Genomic DNA, 13,583 nt, shown 5'->3' on the forward strand with positions numbered 1-13,583 from the left:
TCGGCCGGAGACACGGGTAATCCGTCAAGTTCGACCACGCCCTCGTGGTCAACCAGACCGAGCACCGCTCCGAGTAACGAGCTCTTGCCGGCGCCGCTCGGCCCGGTGATGGCGAGCAGGGTGCCGGGCATCCACGACGCCGTCAGTGCGTCGATGACCACGTGGTCGCCCCGCCGCACGGTGAGCTCGCGAATGGCAAGCGCGGGAACCGATGCCCCTGGCGCGCTCGTCACGTCAGAGGCGTTCGCGGCGTCACCCGCGGGCGACTCACGACGAGCACCACGGGGAGCCGACTCAATGAGCGCGAGCACATCGTCGGCAGCGGCGATGCCCTCACTGGCCGCGTGGAACTGCGCGCCGACCTGCCGAAGCGGCAGGTACGCCTCGGGCACGAGCACGAGCACGAAGAGCCCGAGCGCCAGCAAAATCTCCCCATCGATGAGCCGGATGCCGATCGATACGGCTACCAGCGCTACCGAGAGGCTTGCGGCGAGTTCGAGCGCGAAGCCCGAGAGAAACGACAACCGCAAGACGGTCATGGTGCGTCGGCGATACTGCTCTGTCACGGCCGCGATGCGATCGGCCTGTCGGTGCTGACGGCCGAAAACCATGAGGGTCGACAGGCCCTGAACGACCTCGAGAAAGCCCTGAGAGAGCGTTCCGAGCAGTGCCCATTGACGCTGTTGCACGGCGCGGGTCGACATGCCGATGAGCACCATGAAGACCGGAATGATCGGCAGCGTGACAATGACGGTGATGCCCGTGGCGGGGTCGGCCACCAACAAGACGGCGACGATAATCGGCGTGGCCACCGCGGTCAGGATCAGCTGAGGCAGGTAACGACCGATATAGCCATCGAGAGCATCGAGCCCTTGGCCGAGCAATGTGGCCACGCGAGCGCTCGACGTCAAACCCAGCAGCGCCGAACCCCCGGCATCGACCGCGGCGATCACACGGGCGCGCAATTGGCTCTTCACGCGTGCTGCCCCCTGCACCGCGAGGCCGTCAAGAAGTGACTGCGTGAGGGCACGGGCAAGAATGCTCACGGCGGTCGCAATAATCGGGCCGCCGAGCGCGTCGATGGGGGTGCCCTCAATGACACCCGTGATCGACTGTGCCGCGAACCAACAGAACGCGATGATGCTGAGCGTGTGGGCGACCGCGACAACCGCACCGGCCGCCAGCAGAGTGCGGGCGGCCGACGCGGTTCTCAGCAGTCGGGGGTCGAGGGGTTTCAGTGTGCTGCCACCGGAATCGACTCACGAGTGACGCGACGCCGGAACACCCAGTAGGTAAACACCTGGTAGGCGAGCACGAGCGGCATCATGATGACCGCCACCCACGTCATGACCTGCAGCGTGTAGTCCGAGCTCGACGCGTTCTCGATCGTGAGGCTGAAGGCCGGGTCAGTGGTCGACGGCATCACGTTCGGGTACAGGGCAGCCAGGATGCTCGCGACGGCGAGGGCGATCGTTGCAGCCATGAGGCTGAAGGCAATCTTTTCGCGACCGATCCGGTTGGCCACCCACGAGCCGATGAGGGCCACGGCAGCAGCGGCCGCAAGACCCACCAGCACCGGCAAGTGTGCGATGTCAAGGTGCTGCAAAACCGTCCACACGAGGAAGGCCGCGGCCACCACGATCGTGATGAGTCCCGAGCGAACGGCGAGCGCCTGGGCCCGCAGTCGCAGGTCACCATCGGTCTTGAGCGCGAGGAACTGCACGCCGTGCGTGAAGAACAGCATGAGCGTCGTCAGCCCGCCGAGCAGCCCATAGGGGTTGAGCAGATCGAAGAGGGTGCCGGTGTAGGTGCCGGTCTCGTCAATCGCCACACCCTGGATGATGTTGGCGAAGGCGACACCCCACAGCAGTGCCGGAACAGCCGAGCCGACCACGATCATCCAGTCAAACCAGCTCTTCCAGCGGTCAGACTTACCCAGCCGGCGGTACTCAAACGAGACACCGCGTGCGATGAGGGCGAGCAAGATGAGCAGCAGGGCCAGGTAGAAGCCGTCGAACAGGGTGGCGTACCAGTAGGGGAAGGCCGCGAAGAGCGACGCACCCGCCACGATGAGCCACGTCTCGTTCAAGTCCCACACCGGGCCAATCGTGTTGATCATGACGCGCTTATCGGTGTCGTCTTTACCGAGGAAGGGCAGTGCCATCCCGACGCCGAAGTCGAAGCCGTCGAGCACGAAGTAGCCGATGAACAGGAATCCGACGATTCCGAACCAGAGGTATGCGAGGTCCATGATGCGTAAGTCTCCGTATTCCTAGTAGACGGTCGCGAGCTTGGTGGGGTCGACGTCGGCTTGTCCGCTGTCGTCAGAACCGTCGCTGTACGTCGCCCAGTCCTTCGGGCCATCAACGGCGGCGCGCACGATGAGCGTGAATTCGACGACCGCGAGCACGCCGTAGATGAGCGTGAAGGCGATGAGCGAGATCAGCACCTCGATGCCCGAGACGCCGGGTGAGACGCCATCTTCGGTCTTCATGAGGCCGAACACGATCCACGGCTGCCGACCCATTTCGGTGAAGATCCAGCCAACGAGGCTCGCGACGAGTGGCACGGGTGCCGACCAGATCGCGACCTTCCACATCCATCCCTTTTGCGGAGTGCGACCACCGCGCGTGAGCCACAGGCCGACGACCGAGACGAGCGCAGCAATCGCGCCCAGGCCGATCATCCAGCGGAAGCTCCAGTAGGTGATCCAAATGATGGGCGTGTAGTCGCCAGGGCCGAACTCGGACTGGTACTGCGCCTGCAGGTCGTTGATGCCTTCGACGGTTCCCATAACGTCGTGCGTCGAGAGGAACGAGAGCACGTAGGGAATGCGAATCGAGAAGAGTTCGCTCGATCCGTCGGGCGTGCCCCACGTGAAGATCGAGAACGACGCGGCTGTGGTGGTCTCGTAGAGCGCCTCAGCAGCAGCCATCTTCATCGGCTGAGTGGCCACCATGACGAGGCCCAACTGGTCGCCAGAGATCAGGATGCCCACGAACGCCACGAGGTTGACGATGAGCCCGAACCGCAGTGCGGTGCGCATTTCGTCGAGGTACTGGTTCTTCGACAGGTGGTAGGCGGCCACCGCGACCATCACGACGGCCGCGAACATCAGTGAGGCGAAGAGTGTGTGGGGGAACTGTGCAAGAGCAACGGGGTTCGTCAGCACCGCGCCGATGTCTGTGAGCTCTGCCCGACCCAACTCCTCATTGATCTCGAAGCCCACCGGGTTCTGCATGAACGCGTTGGCCGCGAGGATGAAATATGCCGACAGGGTCGTCGAGAGGGCCAGCAACCAAATGACCGCCAGGTGCAGTTTCTGCGGGAGCTTGTCCCAGCCGAAAATCCAGAGCCCGATCATGCTGGCTTCGAGGAAGAAGGCGAGCAGGCCCTCCATCGCGAGCGGGGCGCCGAAGACATCGCCGACGAAGCGCGAGTAGTCGCTCCAGTTCATGCCGAACTGGAACTCTTGCACGATGCCGGTGACAACGCCCATGGCGAAGTTGATCAGAAAGATCTTGCCGAACAACCGCGTCAAGTGCAGGTACTTCAGCTTGCCGGTGCGCACCCATGCGGTCTGCATGATGGCGACAAGGATGACCATGCCAATCGTGAGCGGAACGAAGAGGAAGTGGTAGAGGGTCGTGAGACCGAACTGCCAGCGGGCCAAGATGAGGGGATCGAGCCATTCGACCACGAGGGGGTCACCTGCCTTGCGAGATGGGTGGATGAAAATCGGCGAAGCTGCCGGTTTCGAGCCTAGGAACGCGGGCGGCACACCACAGGGGCCGAAGGTCCTGATTGTCAGATGGTTCGTGGCGGCCGTCGATAGGCTCGCGACGTGAACGAGTGGCTCGACGCGATTCTCGACCTCGTGCAGGGGGTCGACCCCATGCTGCGTACGGCGCTCGCCGGACTGTTCATCATGTTGGAGACAACGATTCTGTTGGGCCTGATCGTGCCGGGCGACACCGTCGTACTGGTCGCGAGCACAGCCGTTGACTCACCAGCCGAATACTGGGCGCTCACGATCACGGTTATCGCCGGCGCCCTCGTCGGAGCATCCATCGGATTCTCGATCGGCCGCTTTTTTGGGCCGCGCGTGCGTGCGTCTCGCCTGGCCGCGCGTATCGGCGAGAAGAACTGGGTGCGCGCCGAAAACTTTCTCGACCACCGCGGCGGGGTGGCCGTGTTCATCTCACGGTTTGTGCCCGTCTTGCACTCGCTCACACCCCTCGTTGTCGGGATGAGCCGCTTGCGGTACCGCACCTTCATGGCCTGGCTCACGCCGGCGTGCATTACCTGGGCGTTCGCATATGTGACCGTCGGGTCACTCGCCGCCGAAGGCTACCGGAGCATCGCCGAACAATTGGACTATGCGGCGTTCATCTTTATTTGCGTCATCGCCGGATTCTGGCTGCTGGTGTTTGCGGTCAAGAAGCTTCTCGACCGATACGTTGGCCGGTTTGCCGACCACGCGGGTGACGGCGACGCGACGACGCGCGACGACTAACCTCGCCCCGGCGTGCACGAGGGGCGGACGCCCACGGCGCCCGCCCCTCGCGAGAACAACAAGAAAGCTGGCTGGTTAGCCGATGAAGCCGTTCTCGGTGAGCCACTGCGTCGCGATCTCAGCGAAGCCGAGCTGGTCGACCGTGCTCTGAACGTTGAGGGCGACGAGACCCTCGGGCGTCAACGCCGCGCTCACGGCGTTAATGATGTCAATCGCCTCTTGCGGCAGGTCGGCCGAGGCAATCGGAACGACGTTCGACGCGAGGAAGAGACCCTCGGGGTCGCTCAGCGTGACGAGTCCGTTCTGACCGATGCGGGGGTCAGCACTGTAGACGTTCGCGACGTTGACGATTCCCTCGAGCAGCGACTCAACGGTCGTGTCACCCGTCGCTTGGAAGCTCACGGTGACGCCGTAGACCGACGAGAGGCCGGTCGGGCCGTACGGGCGCTCTTCGAGCTCGGGCGCACCGCCGAGGATGAGGCCCTCGACACCCGCAAGATCGGCGATCGACTCGAGACCATTGGCCTCAGCGAACTCCGCCGTGACGTTGTAGCTGTCTTGGTCGGTAGCAGGCGACTGGTCGAGCACCTGAAGGCCCTCGGGAACGACCGTCTGCAACTCGGCAAACACCTCGTCGGCCTGCGTGGCCGTCGTGTCGGGGCTCCAGAACTGGAGGAGGTTGCCGGTGTACTCGGGGAAGAGGTCGATCTCTCCCGCTTCGAGAGCCGGAATGTAGGCGTCGCGCTGGCCGATCTGGTAGTTGCGCTCGACCGTAAAGCCACCCTCTTCGAGGGCCTGAGCGTAGAGCTCGGCAATGATTTCGTTCGAGTAGTACGCCTGCGAACCGATGATGATCGTTTCGCTCGGTGCATCCGAGTCGGTGTCCGGGGCCAGCGGGTCACCCGATGCGCACCCTGCCAGGGCCAATGATGCCCCGACCACGGCCGCCGTCATGGCAAACCGGCCCTTGTTCCTTGCTGTGAACATGCGTTCGTCTCTTTTCTTCAGGTGGTGGCGGTCACATCCGCCGTCGCACGTCGCCCGGCTGGCGTCGTGCGCACATCGGTGTCGCGGCCTGCGCGCACTCCGCGCGGCACCGCGTAACGTTCGAGCACCGCGAACAATGCGTCGAACAGTAGGGCAAGCAGGATGACGAGGATGGCGGCGCCCAACATCTGGTCATAGGTGCGGAGGGCGATGCCCTGCACGATGTCGTAGCCAAGACCACCCAAGTTGACGTACGCCGCCAACGTCGCGGTCGCAACCACTTGCAGGGTTGCGCTGCGCAGACCGCCGATCAACAGCGGCAGGCCGAGCGGCACTTCAACCTTCCACAGGATCTGCCACTCGGTCATGCCCATCGAGCGCGCGGCGTCGATCGTGCGCCGATCGATCACCTCGAGTCCCGCATACGCTCCGGCAAGAATGGGCGGTATCGCGAGCAGCACGAGCACAAACACGGTCGACGGCCCTCGCAGCGTGACGCCCACGAGCATCACGAAGAGGTAGAGCAAACCGAAGGTCGGCAGCGCTCGCGCGGCGCCCGAAATGCCAATGGCGAGCTCGCGCCCGCGCCCCGTGTGTCCGATCAGCCAGCCGACGGGAATCGCGATGAGTGCGGCCGCCAGTACTGCGAGAACCGTGTAGAAGAGGTGTTCGGCGATGCGCACCGGAATCGACCCGTCGCCCTGCCAGTTGAGGGGGTCGACAAGCCAGAGCCACGCATCCACAAAGAGACTCATTGCAGCGCCCCCTGCTGCACGCCGCGCCCGACGGCACGAACGGGCGTCTCGATGCCTTGCTGACTCTCGACCGACCGGTTCGTCGTCGGACGGCGCACGCGCGTCCAGGGCATGAGCGCGCGGCCGAGCAGCACGAGCGCCCCGTCAAAGAGCAACGCAACGATGACCGTCATGACGACGCCGGCAAGCACTTCTTCGACGATGCCGCGCTGAAACCCGTTGGTGAACAAATACCCGAGGCTTTGCACCCCGACGACGATGCCGACGGTGAGCAGGCTCACGGTGCTCACCGCCACGACGCGAAGACCCGCGAGCAGCACAGGCCCGGCAAGCGGGAGGTCGACCGTCCAGAACCGACTCCAGCTTGAGTAGCCAACCGCGGTCGCGGCTTGCCGCACATCGGGGTCGACGCTCTGCAGCGCCTCCGCGACCGAGCGCGCCATGATCGCGACGGCATAGATCGTCAGGGCGATGAGCACGTTCGCTTCGCTGAGAAAGCCGATACCGAGCAGCGGCGGCAAAATCACAAACAACGCGAGCGAAGGGATCGTGTAGAGCAGGCCGACCAGCGTGAGGATGAGCCCGCGTGTGAGCCGATAGCGGTAGGCGAACCAGCCGAGCGGAATCGCGATGATGAAGCCCAGCACAATCGGCACGATGCTCAACCGAATGTGCTCGAGCGTGAGCTCGAGGATCAGGTCAAGGTTGTTGATGACCCAGGTCACGCTCGACCCTTGTCAACGAGCCGACCCGCGAGATTGCCGTCGCCGTCGATGAGCACCTGTGCGCCGTTGACGGTCTGGATGCTGAGCGCACGCTTGCCGCGATCGGCGCCGATGAAGCTCGCGACGAAGTCGCTCGCGGGGTTGGCGAGAATCTCAGCGGGCGAGCCCTTCTGCGCGATACGGCCACCCTTCTCGAGAATGACCACCTGGTCGCCCAGCAAGAACGCTTCATCGATGTCATGCGTGACAAACACGACCGTCTTGCCGAGCTCGCGTTGCAACCGCACGAGCTCGTGCTGCAGGTCGGCACGCACGATGGGATCGACGGCGCCGAACGGCTCGTCCATGAGCAAGATGTTGGGGTCAACAGCCAGTCCCCGCGCCACCCCGACGCGCTGCTGTTGGCCCCCCGACAGCTGAGCGGGGTATCGCTCGGCCATGTCACGATCAAGCCCGACGGTGTCCATCAATTCGAGAGCACGAGCGTGCGCCTCTTTCTTGGGCACGCCGTTGAGACGCGGGACCGTCGCGATGTTGTCGATAACGCGGCGGTGCGGCAACAGCCCTGAGTTTTGCATGACGTAGCCAATGCGACGCCGCAACTGCACCGGCTCAATCGTCGAGACGTTCTCCCCGTCGATCTCGAGCGCACCGCTCGTGGCATCGACCATGCGGTTGATCATGCGCAGCAGGGTGGTCTTGCCGGATCCGCTCGACCCCACCAGAACGGTCGTTTGTCGGCTGGGCATCGTCACGCTGAAGTCGTCAACGGCCAGGGTGCCGTTGTCAAACCTCTTGGAGATGGAGCGGAACTCGATCACGGTGCTCTCTCCTCTGCCGTTGTCAAATGCGCACGCGCACAGCGCATGCCCAGTCAAACAGCATTGAGAGCAGAAGGTATTCCGAATTGCTCACATTCTGGGCACTTCTCCAGACGGAGCAACCACGTAGCCGTCTCGAGACGACCGACGGCGCCTCGTGACTAGAGGCGACCAGCCAGAACGGCGCGCACCGCGCGGTCTGCCTCAGTCAACAAGCGAGCGTCGCCCTTCGGCGCGCGAGCGAACGCTCGTGCCACCAAGGCGTCGATGATCTCGATCGCCGTGCCGACCGTGAGCCGCACGTCAGCAGAGTCGCTCACGCCGTACCCGGCAACGAGGGCGTCGGTGACCGTGTCAGCGACGACGGCGTTGGCCGTGGCGTCCGTCTGCGGCGGGAGCAGGTCGAGCACGTCGCCGACGCGAAGCGAGCGGTAGCCCGGCTCGGTGCGGAACAGCTCGGCTGTCACGTGCGCGACCGCGAGCACAGCATCCGTCGCCGACGCGTGGCGCCCTGCCGCCAGTTCGGCAGAGATGCTGCCGAGCAGTCGTTCCGAGTTTCGGGCCGCAAGACTCTGCAACACGGCAATGCGGTCGGGGAAGTAGCGGTAGACGGTGCCGATCGATGCACCGGCGCGCTCGGCGACCATCGCGGTCGTGAGGCGCTCGTAACCAATCTCGTCGATCACGGCTGCCGCCGAGTCGAGCAACGTGGCGAGGCGAGCGGTGCTGCGGGCCTGAACCGGCTCATTACGAATGAGTGCGGAGGTGCTCAGCAATGCCGTTCCGGAGTCAATGACGTTCACGGTGTTCCCTTTCGACGCGGCCAGCGTACTCCTCGATGTGAGCGAATCACGCGTTGGCGCGATGTTTATTATGGCTACATATTCGCTCTGCGAATGCCGCAAACAGTGGACAGATCTGTTCACCCCGACTCCACATGGGGGTGTTCTGCCCACCGCGGACCGTTCCGTGGTGGCCCAGGTCTGACACACTGGACGCGTGCCAGCCACGAGCGACAGCCCCGCCCCTGCGCCGCGCGCTCCGTGGGCGCGCCGGGCGGTTGCGCTCGAAGATCGCTTTCACCGCATGCGCGAAAAGCAAGGTCGGCGTCGTGGCCTTGAGCCCGTGGTGATTCCCTACAGCGGCTATGGAGGTGCGGGATTCGTTCGCGTGTTGTGTCGCGTTTTGCTGGCGCGCACTGACCGATCTCGCCCCACCCCCACGACGATTCGTGGGTGGCGAAGCTTCGTGAGCATCCCCGTCGCGGATTGCGCAGTAACCATCACCGCGGGAGGCCGCGAGTTCACGGTCAACGCCGACCGAGGCGGGGTGGTCGACGTTGACCTTGAAGTGGATCTCGCCCCCGGAGTGCGCACGATCACCCTGCAAGCCACCGGGTCAGCCCCTGTGACGGCGCGCATCTTTGTGGTGGATCCGGATGCTCGCATCGGCATCGTCAGCGACATCGACGACACGGTCATGGTCACGGCGTTGCCTCGCCCCTTCCTCGCCGCATGGAACACGTTTGTGCTCGACGAGCATGCGCGTCGCCCGGTTCCGGGCATGGCCGTGCTTCTCGAGCGGCTCGCCCGCGAGCACGCCGGATCTCCCGTCATCTACCTGTCGACCGGGGCCTGGAACGTTGCCCCCACGCTCGACCGATTCATGAGTCGACACCTCTACCCGTCGGGCACGATGTTGCTTACCGACTGGGGGCCGACGCACGACCGTCTCTTTCGCAGTGGCCAACAACACAAGCGCGAAAGTCTCGCGCGCCTCGCCCGTGAGTTTCCGCACATCCGGTGGGTGCTGATCGGCGACGACGGGCAGCATGACGAGGCCATCTACCGCGCGTTCGAAGCCGAGTTTCCTGACAACGTCGCGGCCGTCGCCATTCGACAACTGACGACTCCCGAAGCCGTGCTCGCCGGTGGCCGGAGCCACCTCGATGATGACGATGCCCGACCTGGCAAGGCGCCGTGGGTGTGGGCGCCCGATGGCGCTGGACTCGCCGAGCAACTCGCGCGCGTCGGCGTGCTTCAGGCCACCGACGAGTAGCGCTCGCCGCATCCCGTTTCGAACACATGTTCGATAGACTCGTCTCGACGACGACTCTGGTGCGGGGAGGTGCGGCATGGCCCGACGCATGTCGCGGCGCGCGTCAGCGGAGCATCCCGTGCTCTTCGTCGATGCCGCCGACATTCCCTCCCCTCCCGTTGTCGTCGCACCGCCGCGCCCGCGAGCGACCGAATCGCTCGTGCCGTTCGCGGCGCTCTTGGCAGTCGCAGAAACGTGCGCCCTGGTCGAGCTCGACCATCGCAGTTCGGGGCGCACAGTGCTCGTCGGCGGCGAACGCCGAGCGCCAGAGGGCGTGGTCGGCGCCGATGCGCTGCTCGACGACGGCACCGCGGTCATTCCTCTCGTGCTCTCAGCGCGATCATCACGAGCCCTGCGAAACGCCCTCTCGAGCAAATTCGTGCTCATCAGCGGCCGGGTCGGGGGAAGCGACAGCGGCCTTCACATTGAGCCTGACGAGATCGTTGACCTCCGCGCCCTCGCGCGCGACTGGGCCGGTCGGCAGTGAGAGTCTTCTCATCTGGCCGCCGCGCGCCACTCCCCCGCCGATAATGGTGAAATGCAGCGATCCGCGCTCCCCCGGTTCTCGGTGCGATCGCGCATTCTCGCCGTCATTCTCATCGTCACAGCGCTCGGGATGTCCGTCTCGGGCATTGCCGCCTACATCGTTCAACGCGACCGCGTTGTCGAGGGGCTCGACGCCGAGTTGCTCGCGTCGGTCGAAGCCGCTCGCGGAATCGTGACCGGCACTTCGACCCCCACCGATAGCGAATCAGAGAGCGACGCAACCGTCGATGCGCCCCCGGCGACGACAGCGGGGGCGCTCGACGACATCTTGTCGCGCATCGTGCCCGGCCGACACGAAAGCAGTGTCGGCATCATCGATGGCCAAGCGCGCCTCATTCCGGGAGTCGAAACCGCGTTCTCGCTCGAAGATGATCCGGAATTTATCAAGCGTGCCTGGAACGAAGCATCCGGCGGTCAGGTCACCGTCGGGACAGCGATCACGACAGTGGGAACCCTGAGGTATGTCAGCGTTCCCGTTGTCATCGACGGAGACCCCGAGCTGGGCGTCTATGTCACGGCTCTCGATGCGCAGCGCGCGGTCGACGAAGTGGGTGGCGCCTTTCTGACCTATGCCGGGCTCGCCGCGTTGTCTCTTGCTGCCATCGGGGTCATCGGCTGGTTCGTTGCTGGTCGACTGCTCGCGCCGCTGCGTCGTTTGTCAGAAACGGCGTCGCGCATCACGGCCGAAGATGTGAGCGAGCGGATTCCCGTTAATGGTCGGGATGACGTATCGGCACTCACCGAAACCGTCAACGCGATGCTCGATCGCATCGATGAGGCGCTCACGAGTCAGCGCCAACTGCTCGATGATGTGAGACACGAGCTCAAGACGCCCATCACGATCGTGCGAGGCCATCTGGAGCTGCTCGACGCCACCAAGCCCGACGATGTTCTTGCGGTGCGTGACATCGCGATTGATGAACTCGATCGCATGGCAGAGCTTGTCACCGACATCGACGCACTCGCGCGGGTTGAGCGACACAACGTCTTGACAGAACCGACCGATGTCGGAGACCTAACTCACCTCGTCTTCAGCAAAATGCAAGCGATTCCGGGCCGCACGTGGGTTCTCGAGAGCACGGCCGATGTCGTTGCGCCGTTGTCACCGTCACGCCTCACGCAAGCGTGGCTTCAGCTCGCCGACAACGCTGCAAAGTACTCGCCCGAGGGGTCAACGGTGCGGGTGGGCAGCACGGCGTATGCGCGAACTGTTGAGTTTTGGGTTGCCGACGAAGGGCCCGGAATTCCGGCCGGGGCCGAGAAACGCATCTTCGAGCGCTTCGGGCGGGCCGACACCGGTCGGGGAATCGCCGGCTCGGGACTCGGACTTCCGATCGTCGCGGCGATCGCGCGCGCCCATGGCGGGTACGTCAGTCTTGACAGCTCACCCGCAGGCGCTCGGTTCGGCATTGTTGTGCCCACCCTCGAGGTGGCCGCTGCCCCGCCGCCGCCCGCTGTCGGCTTTGACGACGCCGAGAACTCTCGTCTTGCCAGCCCGTCCACACGCCCCGCAAGGAGTTCTGAGTGAGCAGCATCTTGATTGTCGAAGACGAAAAGCGCATTTCGTCATTCATCGACAAAGGCCTATCGGCCGCGGGCTACACACCCACCGTCGTCGAGAACGGCCTCGATGCTCTCGACTACATCGCAACGGGTTCGTTCGATCTCGTGTTGCTCGACGTTGGCCTGCCGGGAATTGACGGCTTTGAGGTTCTCAAGCGGTTGCGCACCCGGGGCGAAACCATGCCGATCATCATGTTGACCGCACGGACGAGCGTCGACGACACCGTCGCGGGCCTCGACGGGGGCGCCAACGACTATTTGCCGAAGCCGTTCAAGTTTGACGAACTCGTGGCCCGCATCCGTCTGCGCCTGCGAGAGTCGACCCAGCAGACGGTCGTCGAATCAGTGCTCACGCACGGAGACGTGACGCTCGACTTGAAGACGCGGCGAGTGTCGGTGGGTGGCCGGTCGCTCGACTTGTCGGCTCGAGAATTCGCTCTCGCCGAGCAATTCTTGCGACACCCCGAACAAGTGCTGTCGCGCGAGCAGCTGCTCAGCAGAGTGTGGGGCTTTGACTTCGACCCTGGATCGAATGTCGTCGACGTCTACGTTCGCTACTTGCGTTCCAAGATCGGCGCAGATCATATCGAGACCGTGCGCGGCATGGGCTATCGCTTGGTGTGACGCCACGCGACCCGCACGCTAATCGTCGGAGTCGCTTCCTGAACCGGAATTGCCGGAGCCGCTGTTCGACCCGCTGGAGTCGTCGTCGACACTCACGGGGCTCGGGACTGAGGTGCCCGCCGTCGCAGCGGGACGCGGCGCCACCGGTTGCGGCGACGGAATCGTGACCGGGTCAACGCCGGGTGTCGATGCAGGAGCGGGCGAGCTCGTCACTGTCGGTTGAGCGACACCATCGGTGCCAATGCCTTCTTTGCCCCCCACGGGCGTCGTCGAGATCGGGGGAACCTCGGCGGTTGTGGTCGAGTTGACGAGGGGCATTGCCTGGGCAACGCCGATCGCCCCTGACGCGATGACGCCGAGGCTCAACGCGGACAGTGCGGAGATCGTGATCCAAGACGGTGTTGCTGCCATGGCTCTCTGCTCTCGTTGGGGCAGCTCTCTCGCTGCACGATTGGTCCTTATCAGTGTGAAGGTTCGCGCCGGTGAAAGCGATAGCCCTCGATGAGAGTGCTCTCATCGAGGGCTATCGTTCTGGCGGGCATGCCGTGAGTCGTGCGGCACTGTGTGCCGCACCGTCGGCTTAGCCGTTCGCGTTGTCGTCGGTGCTGTTGTCGTCGGTGCTGTTGTCGTCCGTGCTGTTGTCCTCATCGGGGCCATCGACCGAAGCCGGGCTCGCCGGGGTCGGAGGCGTGTCAACCGACGCAGGGCTCAGGGGCGACGCAGGGCTCAGGGGCGAGGCCGGGGTCTGCGGCGTCACCGGGCTGTCCGCCGACACCGGCGACGCCGGCGACGGGGTCGCGGGCGACGTGATGCTGTCGCTGTCGACGCGGAAGTCGAGCTCGATGCGGTCGTCACCCCCGGTCAGAGTGTCAATGCCGGGAACCGAGAGGCCCGTGGCGTTTTCGATCAACGGAATAGCGTTGGCGACGCTCGCCGCGCCCCCAGCGAC

The 13,583-nt window shown here is 64.6% G+C and carries 14 protein-coding genes and 1 pseudogene; 5 read left to right on the forward strand and 10 right to left on the reverse strand.

Features of this window, described 5'->3' with window-relative positions:
- The 3 genes from SFU54_RS05045 to SFU54_RS05055 all read right to left on the reverse strand — a co-directional run.
- Positions 1-1,238: ABC transporter ATP-binding protein/permease (locus SFU54_RS05045; protein ID WP_319015219.1), on the reverse strand; the 1,238-nt coding region annotated here is incomplete at its 3' end.
- Complete coding sequence (gene cydB, locus SFU54_RS05050; protein ID WP_319015207.1) at positions 1,235-2,251, reverse strand: cytochrome d ubiquinol oxidase subunit II; 1,017 nt, start codon at positions 2,249-2,251, stop codon at positions 1,235-1,237. The genes SFU54_RS05045 and cydB, both read right to left, overlap by 4 nt.
- Before the next feature lie 21 nt (positions 2,252-2,272).
- Positions 2,273-3,700: a cytochrome ubiquinol oxidase subunit I gene (locus SFU54_RS05055; protein WP_319015208.1), complete on the reverse strand. Its 1,428-nt coding sequence runs from the start codon at positions 3,698-3,700 to the stop codon at positions 2,273-2,275.
- Positions 3,701-3,844: 144 nt separating this feature from the next.
- On the opposite strand from SFU54_RS05055, the gene SFU54_RS05060 reads away from it, so the two are divergent.
- Positions 3,845-4,516 (forward strand): DedA family protein, encoded by a 672-nt coding sequence (locus SFU54_RS05060; RefSeq protein ID WP_319015209.1) that lies wholly within the window; start codon positions 3,845-3,847, stop codon positions 4,514-4,516.
- Between the two features lie 75 nt (positions 4,517-4,591).
- Here the strand turns inward: SFU54_RS05060 and SFU54_RS05065 are convergent, their stop codons facing one another.
- From SFU54_RS05065 to SFU54_RS05085, 5 genes are all read right to left on the reverse strand, one after another.
- Positions 4,592-5,503, reverse strand: coding sequence for an ABC transporter substrate-binding protein (locus SFU54_RS05065; protein ID WP_319015210.1), 912 nt, complete (start codon positions 5,501-5,503; stop codon positions 4,592-4,594).
- A gap of 17 nt (positions 5,504-5,520) precedes the next feature.
- The gene (locus tag SFU54_RS05070; RefSeq protein ID WP_319015211.1) at positions 5,521-6,258 is read right to left on the reverse strand and encodes an ABC transporter permease; all 738 of its coding nucleotides are present in this window, start codon (positions 6,256-6,258) and stop codon (positions 5,521-5,523) included.
- Positions 6,255-6,983: an ABC transporter permease gene (locus SFU54_RS05075; RefSeq protein WP_319015212.1), complete on the reverse strand. Its 729-nt coding sequence runs from the start codon at positions 6,981-6,983 to the stop codon at positions 6,255-6,257. The genes SFU54_RS05070 and SFU54_RS05075 overlap by 4 nt, the downstream gene beginning before the upstream one ends.
- On the reverse strand, positions 6,980-7,804 hold the full coding sequence (locus tag SFU54_RS05080; RefSeq protein WP_319015213.1) for an ABC transporter ATP-binding protein: 825 nt from the start codon (positions 7,802-7,804) through the stop codon (positions 6,980-6,982). The genes SFU54_RS05075 and SFU54_RS05080 overlap by 4 nt, the downstream gene beginning before the upstream one ends.
- A gap of 161 nt (positions 7,805-7,965) precedes the next feature.
- Positions 7,966-8,607: a TetR family transcriptional regulator gene (locus SFU54_RS05085; protein WP_319015214.1), complete on the reverse strand. Its 642-nt coding sequence runs from the start codon at positions 8,605-8,607 to the stop codon at positions 7,966-7,968.
- Positions 8,608-8,890: 283 nt separating this feature from the next.
- Between SFU54_RS05085 and SFU54_RS05090 the strand changes: the two genes are divergently transcribed.
- The 4 genes from SFU54_RS05090 (at position 8,891) to SFU54_RS05105 (ending at position 12,634) form a co-directional block, all read left to right on the forward strand.
- A complete protein-coding gene (locus SFU54_RS05090; RefSeq protein ID WP_319015220.1) occupies positions 8,891-9,862 on the forward strand; it encodes an App1 family protein in 972 nt (323 codons plus the stop codon).
- A 76-nt stretch (positions 9,863-9,938) separates the two neighbouring features.
- The gene (locus tag SFU54_RS05095) at positions 9,939-10,388 is read left to right on the forward strand and encodes a hypothetical protein (RefSeq protein ID WP_319015215.1); all 450 of its coding nucleotides are present in this window, start codon (positions 9,939-9,941) and stop codon (positions 10,386-10,388) included.
- Positions 10,389-10,439: 51 nt separating this feature from the next.
- Entirely contained in the window at positions 10,440-11,975 is a 1,536-nt protein-coding gene (locus SFU54_RS05100) for a HAMP domain-containing sensor histidine kinase (protein ID WP_319015216.1), read from the forward strand.
- Entirely contained in the window at positions 11,972-12,634 is a 663-nt protein-coding gene (locus tag SFU54_RS05105) for a response regulator transcription factor (RefSeq protein ID WP_319015217.1), read from the forward strand. The genes SFU54_RS05100 and SFU54_RS05105 overlap by 4 nt, the downstream gene beginning before the upstream one ends.
- Before the next feature lie 18 nt (positions 12,635-12,652).
- Here SFU54_RS05105 and SFU54_RS05110 read toward each other — a convergent pair whose 3' ends face one another.
- Together SFU54_RS05110 and SFU54_RS05115 are read right to left on the reverse strand one after the other, a co-directional pair.
- Complete coding sequence (locus SFU54_RS05110; protein ID WP_319015218.1) at positions 12,653-13,045, reverse strand: hypothetical protein; 393 nt, start codon at positions 13,043-13,045, stop codon at positions 12,653-12,655.
- Positions 13,046-13,214: 169 nt separating this feature from the next.
- A pseudogene (locus tag SFU54_RS05115) lies at positions 13,215-13,583 on the reverse strand (hypothetical protein); the annotation flags it as partial.

This window comes from Microcella sp., from assembly GCF_033763155.1.
In the GTDB taxonomy this organism is placed as follows: Bacteria; Actinomycetota; Actinomycetes; order Actinomycetales; family Microbacteriaceae; genus Microcella.

Bases quoted from the DNA above. Each gene is read 5' to 3' on its own strand.
- SFU54_RS05090 (WP_319015220.1), top strand. From the start codon at position 8,891: ATGCGCGAAAAGCAAGGTCGGCGTCGTGGCCTTGAGCCCGTGGTGATT.
- SFU54_RS05095 (WP_319015215.1), top strand. From the start codon at position 9,939: ATGGCCCGACGCATGTCGCGGCGCGCGTCAGCGGAGCATCCCGTGCTC.
- SFU54_RS05070 (WP_319015211.1), bottom strand. From the start codon at position 6,258: ATGAGTCTCTTTGTGGATGCGTGGCTCTGGCTTGTCGACCCCCTCAAC.
- SFU54_RS05110 (WP_319015218.1), bottom strand. From the start codon at position 13,045: ATGGCAGCAACACCGTCTTGGATCACGATCTCCGCACTGTCCGCGTTG.
- SFU54_RS05065 (WP_319015210.1), bottom strand. From the start codon at position 5,503: ATGTTCACAGCAAGGAACAAGGGCCGGTTTGCCATGACGGCGGCCGTG.
- cydB (WP_319015207.1), bottom strand. From the start codon at position 2,251: ATGGACCTCGCATACCTCTGGTTCGGAATCGTCGGATTCCTGTTCATC.
- SFU54_RS05100 (WP_319015216.1), top strand. From the start codon at position 10,440: ATGCAGCGATCCGCGCTCCCCCGGTTCTCGGTGCGATCGCGCATTCTC.